The sequence below is a fragment of the Klebsiella sp. Q11 genome, assembly GCF_964241505.1.
Taxonomy (GTDB): Bacteria; Pseudomonadota; Gammaproteobacteria; order Enterobacterales; family Enterobacteriaceae; genus Klebsiella; species Klebsiella michiganensis.
This window is the reverse complement of record NZ_CAXSXW010000021.1, coordinates 61,730-80,433: the sequence shown is the minus strand read 5'-3', so window position 1 is coordinate 80,433 and position 18,704 is coordinate 61,730. Positions and strand designations below refer to the sequence as shown.

Sequence of the window (18,704 nt, the reverse complement as noted above, 5' to 3'; positions counted from 1 at the left end):
TGGAGATGAATTGATGAGCAACGTACCAGCAGAACTGAAATACAGCAAAGAACACGAATGGCTGCGTAAAGAAGCGGACGGCACCTATACCGTCGGTATCACCGAGCACGCGCAGGAGCTGCTTGGCGATATGGTTTTCGTTGACCTGCCGGAAGTGGGCGCCGCCGTAGAAGCGGGCGCCGACTGCGCGGTTGCCGAATCCGTCAAAGCCGCTTCCGATATCTACGCGCCGATTAGCGGCGAAATTGTTGCCGTCAATGAAGAGCTGAACGACTCCCCTGAGCTGGTCAACAGCGAGCCGTACGCCGGCGGCTGGATCTTTAAAATCAAAGCCAGCGATGAAGCTCAGGTTGCCGCGCTGCTGGATGCGACCGCATATGAAGCTCTGTTAGAAGACGAATAAATACGCTTCATCCTTCACGTTGCAGGGGCGTTGGCTTCCTGCAACGCGAATGATTTGCGTCTTCTGGCCCGGTTAGCGTCAGTGCTCGCCGGGCAAACCCGTCAGACAATCACGATTCACCGCACGTTCAGGAACCATCGCTCATGACCCAGACTTTAGGCCAGCTTGAAAACCGTGACGCCTTTATTGAACGTCACATCGGCCCGGATGCCCGGCAGCAGCAGGAGATGCTGAAAACCGTTGGCGCCGATTCGCTTAACGCCCTGATTGGCCAGATTGTGCCGCAGGATATCCAGCTGGCAACGCCGCCGCAGGTGGGCGAAGCAACCACGGAATTCGCCGCGCTGGCGGAACTGAAGGCGATCGCCGGTCGTAACAAGCGCTTCAAGTCGTACATTGGCATGGGCTACACCGCCGTGCAGCTGCCGCCGGTGATTCAGCGCAACATGCTGGAGAACCCGGGCTGGTATACCGCCTACACGCCTTATCAGCCGGAGGTTTCCCAGGGTCGCCTGGAATCACTGCTGAACTTTCAGCAGGTGACGCTCGACCTGACCGGTCTGGATATTGCTTCGGCCTCGCTGCTGGACGAAGCCACTGCCGCCGCGGAAGCGATGGCAATGGCCAAACGCGTGAGCAAACTGAAAAACGCTAACCGTTTCTTTGTTGCCGCCGATGTTCATCCGCAGACTCTGGACGTGGTACGTACCCGCGCAGAAACTTTCGGTTTCGATGTGATTGTCGATGATGCCGAGAAAGCCCTCGACCATCAGGACGTCTTCGGCGTGCTGCTGCAGCAGGTAGGGACGACCGGCGAGGTTCATGATTACAGCAAACTGATTGCTGATCTGAAAGCGCGCAAAGTGATTGTCAGCGTCGCAGCCGATTTTATGGCCCTGGTTCTGCTGACTGCCCCGGGCAAGCAGGGCGCGGACATTGTGTTTGGCTCCGCCCAGCGCTTCGGCGTACCTATGGGCTACGGCGGCCCGCACGCGGCGTTTTTTGCCGCAAAAGATGAATTCAAACGCTCCATGCCGGGCCGTATTATCGGCGTATCGAAAGATGCGGCGGGTAATACCGCGCTGCGTATGGCGATGCAGACGCGCGAGCAGCATATTCGCCGCGAGAAAGCGAACTCTAATATCTGTACCTCCCAGGTGCTGCTGGCCAATATTGCCAGCCTGTACGCCGTGTTCCACGGCCCGGCTGGGCTGAAGCGTATCGCCAGCCGTATTCATCGCCTGACCGATATTCTCGCCGATGGCCTGCAGAAAAAAGGCCTTAAGCTCCGCCATGCGCACTACTTCGATACCCTGTGCGTGGACGTCGCCGATAAAGCCGCTGTGCTGGCGCGGGCGGAAGCGCTGCAGATCAACCTGCGCAGCGATATTCATCACGCCGTCGGGATCACGCTCGATGAAGCCACCACGCGCGAAGACGTCCTGAACCTGTTCCGCGCCATCGTGGGCGACGATCACGGCCTGGATATCGACACGCTGGATAAAGACGTGGCCCTGGACAGCCGTTCGATCCCGGCCAGCATGCTGCGTGACGATGCGATCCTCACTCATCCGGTGTTCAACCGCTATCACAGCGAAACCGAGATGATGCGCTATATGCACGCGCTGGAGCGTAAGGATCTGGCGCTGAATCAGGCGATGATCCCGCTGGGCTCCTGCACCATGAAGCTGAATGCCGCCGCGGAGATGATCCCGATCACCTGGCCGGAATTCGCCGAACTGCATCCGTTCTGCCCGGTTGATCAGGCTGAAGGCTATCATCAGATGATTGCCCAGCTCTCCGACTGGCTGGTTAAGCTGACCGGCTATGATGCGGTCTGCATGCAGCCGAACTCCGGCGCGCAGGGCGAATACGCGGGCCTGCTGGCGATTCGCCATTACCACGAGAGCCGCAACGAAGGGCATCGCGATATCTGCCTGATCCCAAGCTCTGCGCACGGCACCAATCCGGCTTCCGCGCAGATGGCGGGAATGCAGGTGGTGGTGGTCGCCTGCGATAAAAATGGCAACATCGATCTGGCGGATCTGCGGGCGAAAGCCGAGCAGCATGCGGCGAACCTCTCCTGCATCATGGTCACCTATCCGTCCACCCACGGCGTTTATGAAGAGACTATTCGCGAAGTGTGCGAAGTGGTGCATCAGTTTGGCGGCCAGGTTTACCTTGACGGCGCGAACATGAACGCCCAGGTCGGCATTACCTCTCCAGGATTTATCGGCGCGGACGTCTCGCACCTCAACCTGCATAAAACCTTCTGCATTCCGCACGGCGGCGGCGGCCCGGGTATGGGGCCGATCGGCATGAAATCGCATCTGGCGCCGTTTGTGCCGGGCCACAGCGTGGTGCAAATTGAAGGCATGCTGACCCGCCAGGGCGCGGTTTCCGCCGCGCCGTTCGGCAGCGCCTCCATTCTGCCGATCAGCTGGATGTATATCCGTATGATGGGCGCAGAGGGGCTGAAACAGGCGAGCCAGATGGCGATTCTGAACGCCAACTACATCGCTACCCGGCTGAAAGACGCGTTCCCGGTGCTGTATACCGGCCGCGACGGTCGCGTGGCGCACGAATGTATTCTGGATATTCGTCCGCTGAAAGAAGAGACCGGCATCAGCGAGCTGGATATTGCCAAGCGACTGATTGATTTTGGTTTCCACGCTCCGACCATGTCCTTCCCGGTTGCCGGCACGCTGATGGTGGAACCGACCGAATCGGAAAGCAAAGTGGAGCTGGACCGCTTTATCGATGCGATGCTGGCGATTCGCGGCGAGATCGACCGCGTGAAAGGCGGTGAATGGCCGCTGGAGGATAACCCGCTGGTGAACGCGCCGCATACTCAGGGTGAACTGGTGAGCGAGTGGAACCATCCGTACACCCGTGAACTGGCGGTCTTCCCGGCGGGGCTGAACAATAAGTACTGGCCGACCGTTAAGCGTCTGGACGATGTTTACGGCGACCGTAATCTGTTCTGCTCCTGCGTGCCGATGAGCGAATACCAGTAATCTGCTGATTAGACTATCTTTTAAAGGCGCTGCGGCGCCTTTATTTTTTGGGAGAATGGCATGACGATAGCTTTGGTGACGGGCGGCAGCCGGGGAATAGGTAAAGCGACGGCGCTGCTGCTGGCGCAGGAAGGCTATACCGTGGCGGTGAATTACCATCAAAATAGCGCTGCCGCGACCGGCGTGGTGAACGAAATTATCGCCAGCGGCGGCAAAGCCGTTGCGCTACGAGCGGACGTCAGCGATGAAGCGCAGGTGATGGCGATGTTTGCCGCTATCGATCGCCTCGGCGAACCGCTCGCCGCGCTGGTCAATAACGCCGGCATTTTATTTACCCAGGGGACGATTGAAAGCCTATGCGCGGAGCGGATTAACCGGGTGCTGGCCACCAACGTGACCGGCTACTTCCTCTGCTGCCGGGAAGCGGTAAAGCGGATGTCGCACAAGCACGGCGGTAAAGGCGGGGCGATTGTGAATGTTTCATCCGCAGCATCGCGCCTCGGGGCGCCGGGGGAGTATGTGGATTATGCCGCGTCAAAGGGCGCGGTTGATACTCTGACCACCGGTCTGTCGCTGGAGGTAGCGGCGCAGGGGATTCGGGTTAACGGCGTGCGCCCCGGCTTAATTTATACCGACATGCACGCCAGCGGCGGTGAACCGGGGCGCGTGGATCGCGTGAAGTCGATGTTGCCCATGCGGCGCGGCGGGCAGCCGGAGGAGGTGGCTCAGGCCATCGTCTGGCTGCTGAGTGAGAAGGCTTCCTACGTGACCGGCAGCTTTCTGGAGCTGGCGGGCGGGAGATAATCGGCAACTCGTTTTCCGGGGGGCGGCTAACGCCTTGCCCGGGATACAACATCTGTTTACCTCACCCCATCCCTGGCCCTGCTAAGCGCAGCGCAAGCAGGGAAATGCGCTACGACGCCAGCCACAGCCGCAGGCGCATCCCCCAGCCGCTGGTCCAGCCGGTGGTGACTGACTTCACCTCGCCTCGCGAGATAACGATAAGGGTCGGCGTGACCTGCACCTCCCACAGTTGGGATAGCTGACCGCTGGCGTCATTGATCGTCGGCAGAGCCATTTTTTTATGCGCCAGCCATCGCGCCAGAGCGGCGTTGTCGCCGGAGCGTAGCGCTACCGTCATCACATTGCCGCCATCGTTGGCTAAAGCGGCCACCGACGGGGTGGTATAGCGGCAAACGCCGCACCAGGTGGCCCAGACGTACAGCAGCAAAGGGCGCTCGTGGCTCATTGCCGCCAGATCGACCGTTCGGCCATCAAGCGTTTGCAGCGGCATGCTGGAGAAATTCTGCGGCAGCGCGGGCCTGCGCAGGTAATCCACCGCCAGGCTGACGGCGGCGACAATCAGCAGCCATATCAGGATCTGTCTGAAGACGTTTAGCATCATTTTTCTACATTGTGATGCGCCGGAAAGGCCGGCAGCGTGCGGCGCTGATTCACGAAGTCAGCATCAGCGACTCAACATTTATGTGGTTTATCTTAGCGGCTGAGCGTGGGTTAGTAATGCTAAAGCTGTAAAGAAGTGTCTGTTTTGTGGGAAGTTTTGCCCCCTTCCGGCTGGAAAGGGGCAAGATGATTACAGTTTCTCGCCGTTGCTGGCGATAACCTCTTTGTACCAGTTAAAGCTCTTCTTGCGCGAGCGGGACATATCGCCGGTACCATCGTCATGTTTGTTGACGTAGATAAAGCCGTAGCGCTTGCTGTACTGACCGGTCGTGAAGGAGACGCAGTCGATGCAGCCCCACGGGGTATAGCCCATTAGCTCAACGCCGTCGTAAGTCACCGCTTTGATCATCTCTTCGACGTGAGCGCGCAGATAGTCGATGCGATAGTCGTCGTTGATGCTGCCGTCTTCCTCGACTTTATCGTACGCGCCGAAGCCGTTTTCGACGATAAACAGCGGCTTCTGGTAGCGCTCATACAGTTCACACAGCGCATAGCGCAGGCCGACCGGGTCAATCTGCCAGCCCCAGTCGGAGGCTTTGACGTGCGGGTTGGGCACGCTGCCTTCAAAGCCGGAGATCGCGTCGCCGGTGCCGCCTTCCGCTTTCACCGCGTTGGTCATGTAGTAGCTGAAGCCGAGATACGCGCAGGTGCCTTCGCGCAGGATTTGCGCATCGCCGTCCTCCATGTTGATATTGAAGCCGCGGCGTTCCCATTCGTTCAGGACGTAGCTCGGGTAGTAGCCGCGCAGCTGGACGTCGGTAAAGACGTAGCGTTCACGCATTGATTCCTGGGCAAACATCACGTCTTCCGGCTTGCAGGAGAACGGATAGAGGGCGACCATTGCCAGCATGCAGCCCACCTGCATCTCCGGATTGATTTGACGCGCTGCCTTCACCGCCAGCGCGCTGGCGACAAACTGATGGTGCAGCACCTGGTACATGGTCTCTTCCGGGTTTTCATGCTCGGTATAGACCACGCCGGAGCAGCAGTAGCCAAACAGCGGCGCGCGCCAGTTACGCTGGTTGTTGATCTCGTTAAAGGTCATCCAGTATTTCACTTTGTGCTTATAGCGCTCGAAGACCACTTCGGCGAAGCGCACAAAGAAATCGACCACTTTGCGGTTGGTCCAGCCGCCGTACTGCTGAACCAGATGCAGCGGCATCTCAAAGTGGGAGAGGGTAATAACCGGTTCGATGTTGTACTTCAGCAGTTCATCGAACATGTCATCGTAGAATTTCAGCCCTTCTTCATTCGGCTGGCTTTCGTCGCCCAGCGGGAAGATGCGCGTCCAGGCGATAGAGGTGCGGAAGCACTTGAAGCCCATTTCGGCGAACAGCTTGATGTCTTCTTTGTAGCGGCCGTGGAAATCGATGGCTTCGTGGTTCGGATAGTACTTGCCCGGCTCTACCTGCTGGGTTATCTCGCGCGGCACGCCGTGCGCGCCGCCGGTAAGCACGTCGCAGATGCTCGGGCCTTTGCCGTCTTTATTCCAGCCGCCTTCAACCTGGTGCGCGGCGACGGCGCCACCCCATAAAAAGTCTTTTGGTAAAGGAATTTTCTTCATCTTTGCTCATCTCGTCTTAATGACTTGTTGGCTGCGAGTCTAACAAAGGGAATATAAATGTCACGATATAACAATTTTCCCGGAATGGAATTTGTTACATCGAAAAAACACCCTGTTATTTTCAGGCGAGTTTGCGCGCTAATTTACGCCCAAGCGTTTCCAGAATATAAATGACCGGGATCTGGGTGGTAATGTCATAGACGCCGCCGATGCGCGTTTGCGGAACGTGCCAGGAGAGATTAAAGTCGGCAAGCTTTGCCAGCCGCGAGTGCTCGTGGCTGGTGATAGACATCACTTTACAGCGATGCAGGCTGAACTGGCTGGCGAAGCGCAGGATCTCTTCGGTTTCGCCGGAGACCGACAGCACGATGGCCAGCGCATTACGCGCCATATCATTGGTCACCGGGAAATAAGGGTCGTCGATATGGTTACTGAATTTCCCGACGTTAGAAAAGAAACGCGCGCCATATTTTGCCAGCGCGCCGGAGGTGCCGGCACCAACAAAAATAATACGTTCTGAAGACAGAATAATATCGACCGCCTGCTCGAGCAGCTGGTCAAATTCATCGTTATTAACGCTTTTAAAAAAGCTCATTATTTCGCTGGCGCCGATATTTGCCTGTTGAGGCTCATTCTGCTCCAGATATAATTTAAAGCGTACGCGAAACTCCGAGTAGCCTTCGCACTGCAGCTTGCGGCAGAAGCGCAAAACGGTAGTCGTGGAGACTCCGGCCGCTTCCGCCAGCTCGCGGATGGTCATGTACATCACTTTGTCGCGATTTTTAATGACGTAGTGATAGACCATCATCTCAAGATTATTGAGACTGGCGATAGCGGCGTGGGAGAAGATACTCACAGTGGCAAACTCACAATTCATAATGACCAGGACGGAATGATATCATGCAGCCAAATGACATAACCTTTTTTCAGCGCTTTCAGGACGACATCCTCGCCGGACGCAAAACCATTACCATCCGCGATGCGGCTGAATCACACTTTAAAACGGGCGATGTGCTGCGCGTTGGCCGCTATGAAGATGACGGCTATTTTTGCACCATTCGCGTGGTGGCCACCTCAACGGTGACGCTGGATACGCTGAGTGAACTGCACGCGCAGCAGGAGAATATGACCCTGGCGCAGCTGCGTGAGGTGATTGCGGAGATCTATCCTGAAGAAAAGCAGTTTTATGTTATTGAATTCGAAAAGCTTTAAATAAACAGTGAACGTCTGTTAGTTGAAATATTTATGTAACCTATTGATTTTATACTGTTCATAAATATTCATCTTTTTATTTTAGCGAACAGGTGTTCACTGGAATCATTCTCAGTTAACCTAAGTGTGCATTGAAAGCGTACTTGTTTTCGGAGTCAAATATGGTTCGCAAATCGTTAATCACACAGGGATATTCTCTGGCAGAGGAAATTGCCAACAGCGTCAGTCACGGGATTGGGCTGGTGTTCGGTATCGTCGGTCTGGTGCTGCTGCTGGTGCAGGCGGTGGACAGCAACGCCGGCGCCACGGCCATTACCAGCTACAGCCTGTACGGCGGTAGCATGATTTTGCTGTTCCTCGCCTCGACCCTCTATCACGCGATTCCGCATCAGCGGGCTAAGCTGTGGCTGAAAAAATTCGACCACTGCGCCATCTATTTGCTGATTGCCGGGACCTACACGCCGTTTCTGCTGGTGGGGCTAAATTCGCCGCTATCGCGCGGGCTGATGATCGTTATCTGGAGCCTGGCGCTGCTGGGGATCCTGTTTAAGCTGACCATTGCGCATCGTTTTAAGATCCTCTCTTTAGTGACCTACCTGACCATGGGCTGGCTGTCGCTGATCGTCGTTTATCAGCTGGCGATTAAGCTGGCGGTGGGCGGCGTGACGCTGCTTGCCGTGGGTGGCGTGGTCTATTCGCTGGGGGTTATTTTCTACGTCTGCAAACGTATTCCGTACAACCACGCTATCTGGCACGGTTTTGTCCTGGGCGGCAGCGTGTGCCACTTCCTGGCCATTTATTTGTACGTCGGGCAGGTTTAAATTTCGCGAAATCTCCCGGCTCGCGCTACGCTTAGCCGGGCTACAGCTTCACCGTCGTCTGAGGGCTGGTAGCCCGGACATGGCGCGCCAGCGCCGCCTCCGGGACATTCTCCGTTGGTGATGGCTTGCCTGCCTGGGCTACGGCCTGGTGCTTTTTATTCAGACCACGGTTTTCACGATATCCATTAATCTGCGGATATCTTCTGGCCGGGTATTGCCGGTTTGCGGGTCGATTATCGAGCTGTAAACATGAGGCATCACGCGAGGTACGCCTGCCTCCAGACAGCTTTGCAAAATAATGCCAAAGTTATCGAGATCGATTCCGCCGGTTGGTTCGATTAACGTCATCCCGTTACGGGCTGCCGTGGTCGCCAGCATATACAGCTCCGGTAACGACTTTTCGCCGCCCATGGGGAAAAACTTCGCCGCATGGGCCCCCATGTCCTGCATCATGCGTACCGCCGCATCGCAGGAGACGCGGGCCGGCGTGCCCTGACAGCTGCTGACGCCGGTGGAGATAAGAACCTCGCCAGGGGTTCCCGTCGGGCTGACCAGCGCGTTAATGCAGGTCTGCTGCCCCCCCGTAGCCGCCAGCGCCCCTGCGGCAAACCCGCTGCCGGTAAAGGTCTGATTAACGTGCGCCGGGTGAAGCGCTGACGCGATCATCGCCGCTTTGTAATACTGCGCAGGATCGCCGGCGCCCAGGCCTACGGAGATGGAGGGTATCTCCGCCATCCAGCGTTTTACCTCCTGAACACCTTCTTCCATGGAGGCAAACTGTGCCGAGAGGACGCCAATCGCCGCATGGCCTTCGGCGGCATCATAAATGTCCCGGGCGTTGGCGATATCTTTCGCCAGTACGTTAATCGCGACGCGTTGACGGTAAAAATTAATTTGCTGCATGGTCTGCAATCTCCTTTAGGCGCGCCACGATCAGGCTCATTTCACCCTCGGCTACCGTTCGTGGGTCCAGGCTAAAAACCCCCTGATGGAGGTTATAGCGCCGGGCGTAAATGGCGATATCGCCGTTGCGCAGCTGTGCTTCGACTTCGCGGGCATCCAGGCCCAGCGCCTGGGCATTCACCTGAATGCGGATACGCCAGATAGCGCGTCCGGCTTCATCCTGCTCAATATCGGCTTGTAAGCCGTTTATCGCTGAGATCGCTTTCGCGACGGGCAGGAGTTCCTCGGCTGTGACCCCCTTCTGCCCCTGATGATAGTGTTCCAGCGCATAAACCAGACCGACCATATTCTCCTTGCCGATTTTCATCGCCCGGGCAATACCGTGATGCTGCGCCTTACACGCCGCTATCCACTGTTTTTTCCCGGTGATAAATCCGGAGGTGGGCGCGTTAAACGCTTTTGCCCCGCTATAGATAACCATGTCCGCTCCGCTCGCCGCCCAGACGCGTAAATCCTCCTCGGCGGCGGCATCGACAATCAGCGGCAGGTTGTGAGTCTGTGCGACCTGCACGAAATCCTCGATACTCAACATCCCTTTTTGCACGCAGTGGTGTGATTTCACATACAGCAGGGCGGCGGTGCTGGTAGAGATCGCGCTCTCCAGCTGCCAGCGCGCCGCCAGATTGCTTGAACCGACCTCCACAACGCGCCCACCGCCTAAGCGAATCGCGCTGGTGATGGGCGCGCCGTAATCGACGTTATGCCCGCGGAGCATGACGACTTCGTTGGCCATACCGCGACTGTCCGGCATCTGCATCACTCGCGCCTGGTCGCCATGGGTAATCGCGGCGGCCACGGCGATGGCGATTCCCGCCGAGGCGCAGGAGGTGATATAGCTGTCCTCCGCGCCGGTAAAGCGGGAGACCCGCTCGCCGGTTCGGTCTACCAGCCTGTCGATTTCCACAAAGGCCGATGCCGCCCGCGCCGTTGCCTGCATCACCTCCGGCGCCACGCTGGAAACGCCCAGAATCGTCATTTTGCCGCAGGCGTTAATCACCTGTTTTAACCCCAGCTGTTGATAGATATTCTGCGTCATGGTTTACAGCACTCCCAGCAGCGAACAGACCACGCTGAGCGCGACAATTGACAGCAGAATGGTGGTGTAGCGCGGCCCTTTCTTCACCAGATAGAAGTAGATGGCAAACACCGCCGCCAGCGGCAACAGGCCGGGCGCGATAGAGTCGAGGATTTGCTGGACCACCACCTCCGAGCCCTTCAGCGCGCTGAGCTTTAAGGGGGTCGTTATTTTGACGTAGCTTGCGGAGAGCGCGCCCATCATTATCAGGCCCAGCACGTTCGCGCCGTAGATAAGCTCCTTAATTCGCCCACCCTGGAGCAGACCGATGATTGAGTCGCGTCCCAGCGTGTAGCCTTTGTGCACCATGCCGTAGCTGATCGCCAGCGTAATGGCCGGATAGAGAATTAAGGGCACAATGCCGCCCATCGCGCTGCCGCTGGCGGCGAACGGGATGAAAATCGCAATCAGCAACGGCATGACGGCCGCCCAGATGATGGAGTCCCCCATTCCGGCCAGCGGCCCCATCAGCCCGGTTTTAATCCCGGTGATAGACGCGTCGCTAATCGGTTCACCGCGGGTTTTCTGCTCCTCCATCGCAATCGAGATCCCCTGAATCACCGCGCCAAAGGTCTGCTCAGAGTTGAAGAAGTTCAGATGGCGTTTTAGCGCCTCCACCTGCTCTTCTTTTTGCGGGTAGAGTTTTTTGATAATCGGCGTCATTGAGGCGCAGAAAATCAGGCTTTGTAAACGCTCATAGGAGCTGGAAACTTCCGCGCCCAGCCAGTAAATAAACCAGGCTTTGGTGATGTCCGCTTTGGTCAGCGTGCCGTTCTCCCGCGCGCGCTCCACCAGTTCATGCTGCATTACATCGCTGCTCATCATGCTGCTCCTTCATTTTTCGCCAGGCCCTTAATCAGGAAGGCCACGCAGGTACCAAAGATTGCCATCGCCATAATGTCCACCTTCAGGTACAGCACCGCAAAGAATCCGCCGATAAACCACGGCAGCAGGCTCTTCTTACCGATCACCATGATGGTGATGGCAAAGCCCAGCGCCGGCAGAATTCCGCCCATAATTTCAAAGGAGTGGGTCAACCAGTGCGGCATCAGCTTGAGGAAGCTCTCTACCACGTCCTGGCCAAAATAGTTGGCAGCAAACACCACCGGGAAACGCAGCACCAGGCCGAGCAACGCCGGGTAGAGGAACGCGCAGCGCATAATACCGCCCATGTTGGCCGTTTCCGCGTGTTTATCCGCCATATGCACCCACGCGGCGTTCAGCGTGCGTCTGAGCTGGTCAAGGAATACGCCGATCACGCCAAACGGGATGGCCAGCGCGATGGCCAGGTTCGGATCCATTCCGGCTTTTACGGCGATAGGAATCGAGATACAGGCGGCCAGCGCCGGATCTGACGGCACGTTACCCCCGGGCGTTGAGGTCACGCCGAGGTAAACCAGCTGCATACCTGCGCCAATAATCATCGCCGTTTCCATATTGCCCAACAGCAGGCCGACAAAAACGGCGATTACAACAGGTTGTAACAGCATGGCGGAGAAGGTGTAGCCAAGACGTAAGCGGGCAAACCAGTAATACAACCCCATCAGGCTTGCGAAGACTAAAGTATCCATAGTTTTTTCCTGTACACTTCATCTTTCAGGCTGCCTCTTTGTTGGCTGCCTTCGCTCACCCCAGTCACTTACTTAAGTAAGCTCCAGGGGATTCACTCAGTTGCCGCCTCGATGCATCCAGAATGATTTTGTGTATGTTAAATGGTTAGAATTTTTTCAGGATATCGTCCAGCGACTGAGGCTTATCTTCCGGGATAGTCTGGAAGACCGCCTTAATCCCTCGACTTTTCAGGTCGTGAAGAATGCCAACGTCTTTTTCATCCAACGTGATGTTCTGGAAAACGACCTTGCGGTTCGGCCCGCCGCCTAAGCCACCAACCTGAATGGCGGAAACATCAAACCCGAGCTGTACGGCTTCCTGAATCGCCGCGAGAGAGGGGAACAGCACCAGCACGCTGCCGTCGCCAAGCTGGTTTTCTTTCCATGATGCGGCAAAGCTCTGATTGCTGTAGCAATCCACTTTGATGTTTGGCGGTGCCGCCATCAGATAGATATTTTTCATAAACGGATCGGCGTCCAGCTCATCACTCACTACCGCAATCCGGTTGGCCTGGGATTGTCCGACCCACTTCGTCACCACTTGTCCATGAATGAGGCGGCTGTCGATGCGACATAACACGATGTTAGCCATGATATTTTTTCCTTATTGTGATTGTTGTAATTGCCGAACGTGGGCGACAACGTCCAGACAGCTGCTGCGCGCGGCTTCCACTAATTCAGCTACGCAGGCGGATAGCGGCCCCTGTTCCCGCTTGTCCAGGGCCTCCAGCAGCAGCGAGGCATTCAGTCCGGAAATCACCGCCACCGGATAATCGGCGCTTAGCCGCGCGGCCACGTTAGAGGTGGTCCCGCCAATAAAATCGGTCAGAATAAGCGAGCCTTCGGGCAGGGTTTTCACGACGGCTTCTACGCGCTGATAAAACTCGCCCAAGGTATCGACGGGCATCAGGGCGATTTCCGTTACGCCTTTAATTTCGCCCGTCACCATGCACAGGCTGTTGCAGAGCTGTTGCCCCCAGCCGCCATGGGTCAGCAGCAGGATCTGGGACAAAGGTTCAGTGGTAATCAAAATGGCCTCCTGGCGCTATTACGTTGATATACGTAATAAGAGCAAAGGCTGTGCCAGAATTTGTGTCACATGGGGGGCGAAGAGGGGCAGGCGCGGCGTAAAGCCACGCCAGTTAAGGGATCAGCGATACAACAGTTCGTAGATATAAAAATATTCCGCGTCGGATAAACGAATGGCATAAGCCTCTTCGATCGGCTGGAAGGCGGATTTAATGACACTAAACGCGCGGACGTCCAGCGCGGGCTGGCTCTCCAGCGACATCTGTAACGGTTTCCGGTTAATTACGATACGCTCGACCATGCAACAGCAGTGGATCAGGAAGCGCAGTGTCACCTGGCGGCTGGGTTTCAGCGAAAGCGAGGTGGTTAAATGGTTAAACACCCCCTCCATCTCTTTGAGAATGCGCTGGGGATTGAGTACCGAAATATGGTTGATGATGCTTTCCATGGTCAGCGCGCTGATGAAGCGCATCGCGCTGCGCTCCATCTCCAGACGGCGCTCACTGCTTGAGAGGTCCGGCGTGAGCAGGCTGAGCACCAGTTCCGGCCCCTGCTCGGAGAACAGCTCTTCAAGCGAGATAAACGGAATATCCGGCAGTCCCGGCTGGAAGGTGCCGACAATCCCCGCCAGTCGCTCACCGGCCAGCAGCGACTGCTGAACGCGCTCCAGGCTGCGAACCTCGTTGTAATCGAGGATCACCATTCGCGTATCCTGCGACATCAGCTCGCCAAAACTTTCCTCCAGCACTTTTTTGATTTTCTCTGCGGTTCCCATGCCGGTAATGCAGGAGATCACCAGCACCTTACCGCCGTTTTCCTGCTGCGGAGTACAGAGCTGACAGGGGATATTTTTACTCTGAAGTAATTCCGCTAACTGCGGTAGCTCGCTGGTTTCATAGCTTAAATCCAGACCCAGCTCCAGCAGACTGGTCAGCGTAATATTGGGCATTAACAGGACGTCAATCTGGAATAGCTTGCTGATGGTGCTGCCAAAATGCACCAGCGAGCCGATATCCACCATCAGAATCAGCCGCCGGTAGCGTTGGCTCTGGATCCGCTGGGTTAGCGTTTCCAGCGTGTCATGCACCGACTGCTCAAAGGGCATATCGATGGCGCTGAACAGCTCGCGCTCCAGCACCCGGTTGACGTACTGCGCCTGACTGGTCGCCGTCGTCGCGCCGTGGGCGATTAAAATGACGCCGCAGTCGGGACTGGCGTCGATCCGCTGGCGATAATGGCGGCACTCTTTCAGGAACAGACATAGCCAGACGACCTCCGTCGCCGGGCACTGAATATGCAGCAGCTCGTTGATTTTCCGGCACAGCAGAGTCGCGTTTTCATACTCGTCTTTGCAGCGGTCGAGGATCAGGCTGGAGGAGTAGAGCTGTGGGATCAGCCCGCGCTGCACGTAGCCAATCAGCGCCAGAAAGTGTTTACGCAGCGGATTCATCAGGTTTTCTGGCAGCGTAAAGCCCAGCACCTGTTCCACACAGCCAATCAGCAGGGTCACCCGCTCTTCAATCCGATCGCCATAGCGCGGCGGATGGGCCACGCTGTCGCGGCTGTAGAGGCCATATTCAAAGATAGAACTGAGTTTGTTTTTGAGGATCGCCAGCGTCTCAGCCGGTGGGACGTTGCTATTGCGCAGGTTGACGTATTCGCGGGTCAGGAAGCTGTAAAACAGATCGCTTTCTTCGATCTCCGCTCCTGTCGCCAGAGAGGTTTTCAATGCGGGCAACGTGCGCGCATCGACGCTTAGCCGATCCTGGCCGTCAAACAAGGTATCGACCAGCAGACGCTGTTCCGGGGTGGCGTTGAACGGCACTTCTACCAGCCGTTTATCCAGTTGGAGCGTGTCGTTATGCTCGGTCATTCCCGCGGCCCACGCCTGGGCGCAAAGAAACTGGATATCGCTTTTGAGCTGGCCGATATTGCCTTCCAGCGGTTTATTCAGCAGCCAGAGCAACAGCGTTTTGTCGATACTGACCGTACGCTCAATTTTGCGGCTCTCGCGCTGGAGAAAACCGACAATAAGTTCCACCTGTTCTTCCACCGAGCGCTGACGGATCCCGGGGAGATCGATACAGACCTGGATGCGCCTCTGGAAGGTTCGCAGCAGGGCTGAGCTGACCGGTTCGGTGGTGGCGCAAATCAAGCGCACCGTGATGGACCGCGCCGTGGCGCTTGAACCGAGCGGGCGATATTGGCCTTTGTCGAGAATGGAGAAGAGTTTTTCCTGTCCTTCATACGGCAGGCGGTGCACCTCATCAAGCAGCAGATATCCGCCGTCCGCCTGCTCCACCAGACCGGCTTTATTCTCACTGGCGCCGGTAAATGCGCCCTGCCGATGGCCGAACAAATGCGAAGAGAGCAGCTCCGGGTTATGCGCATACTCGGCGCAGTTAAAGTAGACCAGCGGCGGGGGAGAACCCGCCGCATGCTCGCAGGCAAAACGGTGCATCAGCTCGGCAAAGAAAGTTTTACCTACTCCGGAGGGGCCGGTCAGCAATACGTGGAGCCCGTGAGGATAAAGCACCGCTGCGCGGCCTTTTTCCACCGCATCACGGAGGCTGCGATCGTAGCCAATCAGGCCGCTGAAGGGGTCATCCGTTGAGCAACCTTCCTGATGCGGCAGAAGGTCGGCAACCGTGCGCACTTCACATTCGGTATCATTCAGTCTGCGCCCCAGCAGCGTTTCCATTGCCTGGCGGTGCCAAAAGAACACGGGGCGTCCTCTGCTCTTAATCGCCAGGCCGTCGTTCCATAACTGATTGAGGTCTTTGCTGACCGAGTTGCGCGCAAGCCCGAGGTTAAAGCCGATGGCTTCCGCCGTAAATGCCGTTTCCTGTTCCAGATCCGCAAGATTCAGCCCGCGAGTTAACCGCTCCAGTTCCCCCAGTATGACCTCAATCCGTCTCATCTCTTTTACCGCTTAAGAAATAAATGATTGTTCAGAACATACACTATTCTTCTACGCAAGAAAGTGGCCTGGGCCAGAGATGGCGCATTTGCGCAAAGCGCGCGGCCGCGGGTGTTTCGTGGTTTGCGGGTGGGGTCGCCCAGACAGGCGCGTGATTGCCGCCTCCGGGGAGAAGGCGGCAGGGAATATCGTTTTAACTCTCTTCCAGCGAATACGGCAGCGGCTCGATGCTCAGGCTACCGGCATCATCGCGTACGCGAAACACGCTGTCCGGCTCCATATCGTTATTCATCACCACCTGTACCAGCAGGCGACCGTCGTCCAGCTGCACGGCCGCTAAAACGGTGCCGGTTCGGCGCCAGTTTTCACCCATCTTCAGCTCCAGGTCTTCCCCGGCTTCAGGTACGCGGCTGGCTGTTCCCGCCAGATACCACAGGGCGCGCTTGTTGGCGCCGCGGAATTTAGCGCGGGCAACCATCTCCTGGCCGGTATAGCAGCCTTTCTTAAAGCTGATGCCGCCCAGCGCCTGTAGGTTGGTGGCCTGCGGAATAAACTGCGCGCTGTTGGCGCTGTCGATAACCGGCAGCCCGGCTTCAATATTCAGCGCCAGCCACTGCTGGCTGTTGTTGAGCTGCGCTTCACCGCGTAGCGCATCGGTGATGCGGGTGGCGGTTGCCACATCGGTCACCAGCAGGAAACGCTCGGCCGGATGCGCAAACCACAGCACGCTGGTGGCACCTTCGCTGACAACCTGTTTCTCGGCGTTCGGCAGCTCACTAAACAGCGGCGACAGCGCAGCGCGCGCCTGGAACCCGGCAACGCCCAGCAGTACGGATTCATCATCGGCGGCGATGGTCACTTTAGAGAACACCGCGTATTTTTTCAGTTCGGTCAGCTGCGCATCGCGCAGACTGCGGCGCTCAATCCACGCAAAACCCTCGTTGCGGCGGAAAACGCGCAGATTGCTCCACATCTTGCCCTTGGCGTCACAATGCGCGGCAAGCAGATGCTGCTCGTCGGTCAGGTGGCTGACGTCGGCGGTAATCTGCCCCTGCAGATATTTTTCGCCATCCGGACCGGTAATCGTCGCCAGCGCCCAGTCGTCCAGCGTCATCAGCGTTAACGGCAGACGAGCGGAAGAGGAAGGCTGACGCGGAGGAAAAGGTGTAAAAGCCATAGTCATATCCTGAATAGCTTAACGCAGAGTGTGTGACTAATGGTAAAAGAGCTATGGTGCAATGCAAGCGCTTTTGACAGGCCATTCGTGCCCTCAAAGACGGGGCGCTGAAACCAGCGAAATAATAAATGACCTGATTATTTTAGGGTTTTCATGGAATAGCGCTCGCGAAACTTGATATTCCAGTGAAGTCAGCGCCGAAAACGGGTTAAACTAAGAGATATTTATAAGCAGGAAGTAAAACATGGACATTAACAATAAAGCCCGCATCCACTGGGCATGCCGTCGAGGTATGCGTGAACTCGATATCTCCATCATGCCGTTTTTCGAGCATGAGTACGACACGCTCAGCGATGGCGACAAAGCGTTATTCATCCGCCTGCTGGAAAACGACGATCCGGATCTGTTCAACTGGTTGATGAATCATGGCGAGCCGGCTGATGCAGAACTGCAGCGGATGGTAAAATTAATTCAGACACGGAATCGGGAACGTGGTCCTGTGGCAATCTGATTTACGCATCTCGTGGCGAGCGCAGTGGTTTTCGCTGCTGATGCACGGCGTGGTGGCGGCGCTGGTGCTGCTGATGCCCTGGCCGCTGAGCTATACCCCGCTGTGGCTGATACTGCTGTCGCTGGTGGTGTTCGACTGCGTGCGCAGCCAGCGGCGGATCCATGCCCGTCAGGGAGAAATCAAGCTGCTGATCGACTCCCGTCTGCGCTGGCAAAAGGCGGAGTGGGATATCATCGGCACCCCGTGGGTGATTAACAGCGGAATGCTGCTGCGCCTGCGGAATACGGAAAACCAACGAACCCAGCATTTGTGGGTCGCGGCGGATAGCATGGACGCGGGAGAATGGCGAGACCTGCGTCGGCTGGTGTTGCTAAAACCGACGCAAGAGTAGGCAAGGACTCAGGAGAACTGCTCAGCCATTTCACCGAGGATTTGCTCGCACCAGTTCTGAATGCGCTCATCGCTCAGGTCGTACTGGTTCGTTTCATCAAGCGCCAGGCCAACGAACAGCTGCCCATCGGCAATGACCGGTTTCGGGCTGGTGAATTCATAGCCTTCAGTAGGCCAGTAGCCGATAAACTTAACCCCTTTGGTCGCCAGCTTATCGTGCAGCATGCCGAGCGCATCAAGGAACCATTCGCCGTAGCCTAGCTGGTCGCCCATGCCGTACAGCGCGACGATTTTACCCTGCAGATCCAGCGTATCGAGCTGCTGCCAGACTGCCTCCCAGTCCTCCTGGATCTCGCCGAAATCCCAGGTTGGAATGCCGAGGATCAGCACATCGTATTGCGTCATCAGGGCAGGGGAATCATCTTTCAGGTTGTGCAGCGTGACCAGTTCAGGGCCGATAATATCGCGGATTTTTTCCGCCGCCATTTCGGTGTAGCAGGTGCTGGAACCGTAAAAAAGACCTATGTTCATCGCGGAAACGTCTCAAT

General features: G+C 56.8%; 19 protein-coding genes. 7 read left to right on the top strand and 12 right to left on the bottom strand.

Annotated elements, in window-relative coordinates:
• The first annotated feature begins 13 nt into the window (after positions 1 to 13).
• The 3 genes from gcvH to ACESQ2_RS26260 all read left to right on the top strand — a co-directional run bounded on the left by gcvH (position 14) and on the right by ACESQ2_RS26260 (position 4,224).
• Complete coding sequence (gene gcvH / locus ACESQ2_RS26270; protein ID WP_004854088.1) at positions 14 to 403, top strand: glycine cleavage system protein GcvH; 390 nt, start codon at positions 14 to 16, stop codon at positions 401 to 403.
• A gap of 143 nt (positions 404 to 546) precedes the next feature.
• A complete protein-coding gene (gcvP, locus tag ACESQ2_RS26265) occupies positions 547 to 3,420 on the top strand; it encodes an aminomethyl-transferring glycine dehydrogenase (protein WP_373171552.1) in 2,874 nt (957 codons plus the stop codon).
• A gap of 60 nt (positions 3,421 to 3,480) precedes the next feature.
• Positions 3,481 to 4,224, top strand: a complete 744-nt coding sequence (locus ACESQ2_RS26260) for an SDR family oxidoreductase (RefSeq protein WP_049070067.1) — start codon at positions 3,481 to 3,483, stop codon at positions 4,222 to 4,224.
• Positions 4,225 to 4,333: 109 nt separating this feature from the next.
• On the opposite strand, the gene ACESQ2_RS26255 is transcribed toward ACESQ2_RS26260, so the two are convergent.
• The 3 genes from ACESQ2_RS26255 to ACESQ2_RS26245 all read right to left on the bottom strand — a co-directional run bounded on the left by ACESQ2_RS26255 (position 4,334) and on the right by ACESQ2_RS26245 (position 7,298).
• The gene (locus ACESQ2_RS26255; protein ID WP_049070068.1) at positions 4,334 to 4,825 is read right to left on the bottom strand and encodes a protein disulfide oxidoreductase; all 492 of its coding nucleotides are present in this window, start codon (positions 4,823 to 4,825) and stop codon (positions 4,334 to 4,336) included.
• 189 nt (positions 4,826 to 5,014) lie between these two features.
• On the bottom strand, positions 5,015 to 6,448 hold the full coding sequence (bglA, locus tag ACESQ2_RS26250) for a 6-phospho-beta-glucosidase BglA (RefSeq protein ID WP_025105966.1): 1,434 nt from the start codon (positions 6,446 to 6,448) through the stop codon (positions 5,015 to 5,017).
• 121 nt (positions 6,449 to 6,569) lie between these two features.
• Positions 6,570 to 7,298: a MurR/RpiR family transcriptional regulator gene (locus tag ACESQ2_RS26245; protein WP_025105967.1), complete on the bottom strand. Its 729-nt coding sequence runs from the start codon at positions 7,296 to 7,298 to the stop codon at positions 6,570 to 6,572.
• 50 nt (positions 7,299 to 7,348) lie between these two features.
• Here ACESQ2_RS26245 and yqfB point away from each other — a divergent pair, with 50 nt between their 5' ends.
• Both yqfB and ACESQ2_RS26235 read left to right on the top strand, forming a co-directional pair.
• Positions 7,349 to 7,660 carry a N(4)-acetylcytidine aminohydrolase gene (gene yqfB, locus ACESQ2_RS26240; RefSeq protein WP_025105968.1) on the top strand — a complete coding sequence of 104 codons (312 nt, stop codon included), beginning with the start codon at positions 7,349 to 7,351 and terminating at the stop codon, positions 7,658 to 7,660.
• A 161-nt stretch (positions 7,661 to 7,821) separates the two neighbouring features.
• On the top strand, positions 7,822 to 8,481 hold the full coding sequence (locus ACESQ2_RS26235) for a hemolysin III family protein (protein WP_014839509.1): 660 nt from the start codon (positions 7,822 to 7,824) through the stop codon (positions 8,479 to 8,481).
• 159 nt (positions 8,482 to 8,640) lie between these two features.
• On the opposite strand, the gene ACESQ2_RS26230 is transcribed toward ACESQ2_RS26235, so the two are convergent.
• The 8 genes from ACESQ2_RS26230 to ygfZ all read right to left on the bottom strand — a co-directional run bounded on the left by ACESQ2_RS26230 (position 8,641) and on the right by ygfZ (position 17,255).
• A complete protein-coding gene (locus ACESQ2_RS26230; protein WP_224260776.1) occupies positions 8,641 to 9,384 on the bottom strand; it encodes a 2-dehydro-3-deoxy-phosphogluconate aldolase in 744 nt (247 codons plus the stop codon).
• The gene (dgaE, locus tag ACESQ2_RS26225; protein ID WP_373171551.1) at positions 9,371 to 10,480 is read right to left on the bottom strand and encodes a D-glucosaminate-6-phosphate ammonia lyase; all 1,110 of its coding nucleotides are present in this window, start codon (positions 10,478 to 10,480) and stop codon (positions 9,371 to 9,373) included. Before dgaE ends, ACESQ2_RS26230 begins: the two co-directional genes overlap by 14 nt.
• A gap of 3 nt (positions 10,481 to 10,483) precedes the next feature.
• Positions 10,484 to 11,344, bottom strand: coding sequence for a PTS system mannose/fructose/sorbose family transporter subunit IID (locus ACESQ2_RS26220; protein ID WP_014839507.1), 861 nt, complete (start codon positions 11,342 to 11,344; stop codon positions 10,484 to 10,486).
• A complete protein-coding gene (locus ACESQ2_RS26215) occupies positions 11,341 to 12,090 on the bottom strand; it encodes a PTS sugar transporter subunit IIC (RefSeq protein WP_004124968.1) in 750 nt (249 codons plus the stop codon). The genes ACESQ2_RS26220 and ACESQ2_RS26215 overlap by 4 nt, the downstream gene beginning before the upstream one ends.
• A gap of 145 nt (positions 12,091 to 12,235) precedes the next feature.
• Positions 12,236 to 12,721 carry a PTS system mannose/fructose/N-acetylgalactosamine-transporter subunit IIB gene (locus tag ACESQ2_RS26210; RefSeq protein ID WP_004854068.1) on the bottom strand — a complete coding sequence of 162 codons (486 nt, stop codon included), beginning with the start codon at positions 12,719 to 12,721 and terminating at the stop codon, positions 12,236 to 12,238.
• Between the two features lie 12 nt (positions 12,722 to 12,733).
• Positions 12,734 to 13,159 carry a PTS sugar transporter subunit IIA gene (locus ACESQ2_RS26205; protein ID WP_004854067.1) on the bottom strand — a complete coding sequence of 142 codons (426 nt, stop codon included), beginning with the start codon at positions 13,157 to 13,159 and terminating at the stop codon, positions 12,734 to 12,736.
• A 120-nt stretch (positions 13,160 to 13,279) separates the two neighbouring features.
• Entirely contained in the window at positions 13,280 to 16,078 is a 2,799-nt protein-coding gene (dagR, locus tag ACESQ2_RS26200) for a transcriptional regulator DagR (RefSeq protein ID WP_014226794.1), read from the bottom strand.
• A 193-nt stretch (positions 16,079 to 16,271) separates the two neighbouring features.
• Positions 16,272 to 17,255, bottom strand: a complete 984-nt coding sequence (gene ygfZ / locus ACESQ2_RS26195; RefSeq protein WP_014226793.1) for a tRNA-modifying protein YgfZ — start codon at positions 17,253 to 17,255, stop codon at positions 16,272 to 16,274.
• Positions 17,256 to 17,499: 244 nt separating this feature from the next.
• Between ygfZ and sdhE the strand changes: the two genes are divergently transcribed.
• Together sdhE and ACESQ2_RS26185 are read left to right on the top strand one after the other, a co-directional pair.
• Positions 17,500 to 17,766: an FAD assembly factor SdhE gene (gene sdhE, locus ACESQ2_RS26190; protein WP_004124953.1), complete on the top strand. Its 267-nt coding sequence runs from the start codon at positions 17,500 to 17,502 to the stop codon at positions 17,764 to 17,766.
• Positions 17,747 to 18,157: a protein YgfX gene (locus ACESQ2_RS26185; RefSeq protein ID WP_004854060.1), complete on the top strand. Its 411-nt coding sequence runs from the start codon at positions 17,747 to 17,749 to the stop codon at positions 18,155 to 18,157. The genes sdhE and ACESQ2_RS26185 overlap by 20 nt, the downstream gene beginning before the upstream one ends.
• A gap of 8 nt (positions 18,158 to 18,165) precedes the next feature.
• On the opposite strand, the gene fldB is transcribed toward ACESQ2_RS26185, so the two are convergent.
• Positions 18,166 to 18,687 (bottom strand): flavodoxin FldB, encoded by a 522-nt coding sequence (gene fldB / locus ACESQ2_RS26180; RefSeq protein WP_014226792.1) that lies wholly within the window; start codon positions 18,685 to 18,687, stop codon positions 18,166 to 18,168.
• Positions 18,688 to 18,704: the final 17 nt, after the last annotated feature.